We start from the raw sequence: 2,222 nt of genomic DNA, 5'->3' as shown, positions 1-2,222 counted from the left end.
GTGCGGTCATTGCTGCAAACGCCTTGGGCGCGCCGACCCGAGCACGAATAGGTGTCCCGCGTCACGACACTGAAGTTGCCGCCGCAGCAGCCGCAGATCAAAAGTCCGGAGAGCAGATAGCGACGGCGATGGCTGCGGTTGAGGGCGTGACCTTCCTCATCACGCTCCATGGCGAAGGTGACGACCTCCTGGCGGCGCTTGGCGGCCTGCCAGAGGTCATCGGAAATGATGCGCAGGTTCGGCACTTGCATGCGCTCCCATTGCGAGACCGGGTTTGGCCTTGCGACCCGTTTGCCGGTGCGCGGGTCCTTCACGTAGGAGCAGCGGTTCCAGACCATCTCGCCGATATAAAGCTCGTTGTTGAGGAGGCCGGTGCCACGCTCCTTCTGGCCGCGGATGGTGGTGTCCTGCCACAGCCGTCCGTCAGGACCGGGCACATTCTCCTGATTCAGGCGGCGGGCGATCACCCGCGGGCTGACCCCACTCGCGAACATCGTAAAGATCCGCGTGACGATTGTCGCCTCGGCTTGGTTGATCGTACGGCCGCCGCGCTCGATTCCCTCGACGACGTCGTAGCCAAAGGCCTTGCCGGCCGCCGACTTACCCTGTAGCACCCGGCCGAGCTGGCCCCGTTTGGTCTTCGAGCGCAGGTCCGACAGGAAGATCTGCGCCATGGTGCCGAGCATGTCCACATGCATCGTGGTGATGGCGCCGACGTTAACGGCGTGTAGGCTCGCCCGGTGGAACGAGAGCTCGTCATGGACACCGGCGATGTCGGCAAGCTTGCGCGCCAGGCGGTCAACGGCCTCGACGATCACCACATCGAAGGAGCCTCGACGGGCCTCCGCCAGCATCTGCTGGTAGCCGGGCCGGTTGTTGCTGTTGGAGCCTGAGATCGCCCGGTCGCTAAAGGTCGCCGTCACCTCAAAACCCAGCCGCGCCGCAGAGCGACGGCAGACCTCGATCTGGTCCTCAATCGATTCGTCGCGCTGGTTCTCGCTCGAATAGCGGGCGTAGATGGCGGCGCGCGTCATGTCCGGTCCCTCGACGATGTCTTGATGGTCTCGAGAAGGTGACCGACCTTGCGGCTCGCCGCAAGATTGTCGGCCTGGATATAGTAGCGCTCGGTTGTCGAGCGATGCCGATGACCCAGCAGAGCGGGGGCCGCCTGGGCCATCTCGATGGAGTCGTTGGCGAGGCTCGAGGCGGCGCAGTCGCGCAGCAGATGCGGATTGATCGACGTGCCGAAGAGGCGCCTGGTCAGCCTGGTGATGCGATCTCCAATCGATCGCTGGTCGGTCAGCACGCCATCCTTTCCCATCCACAGCCGCGCCGATTCGGTCGCGCCCGGAAACAGCACCCGCACTTCCGACAAATAACGCTCCCACCCGCGCCGCATACCTACGGCAGACCTCGATCTGGTCCTCGATTGATTCGCTGCGCGCATAGGGGACTCTGGCTTGACGACTCGGAAGTTGAGGGCTGAGTCTAGCCGAGAGGGGGGCGGGCACGGCGGCCTTTCCGCTGGCGAAGAAGATGCCTTGCGCTCCCGCGAGATCATCATCGCCACCCTCGAGAAGCTTGATTTCGCCCTGAGATGTGACCCGTCCTTGATAGATGATACCGGTCTACTCGTTCTCGACGAAGGCCATATGATCGGCCCAAGTGAGCGCGAAATCCGCTACGAAACCCTCGCGCAGCGCCTGCTTCGGCGTGCGGACGCGGCCGATCGCCGAATCGTCTATCTCTCCGCCATCCTGCCAAGCGGTGACGAGTTGAACGATCTGACAGCCTGGATACGTTCGATCGTCGCTTCACCGACGCTCTCTCAGGGGCTCAATCTCAACGCCGCCGTCCTGCTGGTGCCAGCGCTTTATCGAGCCGGCGAGAAGATCAAGGGCGAGGAGTTCGCCAACGTCGCCGGCCGCGCTGGGCGCGCATTTGTCGACGTCGAGGGCCTGATCGTCCACGTCATGTTCGACAAGACCGACTGGCGAAAGAAAGAATGGGGGAAGCTGGTCGTTTCCGCCAAGGCTCGTACGCTGAAAAGCGGGCTTATTCAGATCGTCGCGAGACCTTTGAGCGCCTGTCGCGCGAGGGCATCCTGGATCGCGACGAAGCCTGGGAATATCTCGCCAACGCGGGACTTGGCTCACGACTCCCGATTACCAACGGGTCGCTGCATTTAAATAACCGGCCGTTGATTCTAAACCCACTCACTC

The 2,222-nt window shown here is 63.0% G+C and carries 2 protein-coding genes and 1 pseudogene; 1 reads left to right on the top strand and 2 read right to left on the bottom strand.

What is annotated here, in order from left to right:
• On the bottom strand, positions 1-1,034 hold a 1,034-nt coding region (locus tag AC1DVM_RS23035; protein WP_477258449.1), incomplete at its 3' end, for a recombinase family protein.
• Positions 1,031-1,375, bottom strand: coding sequence for a hypothetical protein (locus AC1DVM_RS23030; protein ID WP_477258447.1), 345 nt, complete (start codon positions 1,373-1,375; stop codon positions 1,031-1,033). The genes AC1DVM_RS23030 and AC1DVM_RS23035, both read right to left, overlap by 4 nt.
• Positions 1,376-1,505: 130 nt before the next feature.
• Between AC1DVM_RS23030 and AC1DVM_RS23025 the strand changes: the two are divergent.
• Positions 1,506-2,222: pseudogene (locus AC1DVM_RS23025) on the top strand (DEAD/DEAH box helicase); the annotation flags it as partial.

Source organism: Microvirga sp. P4_A5, assembly GCF_056402495.1.
The sequence above is the reverse complement of the archived record's forward strand: the minus strand, read 5'-3'. Positions and strand labels throughout refer to the sequence as shown.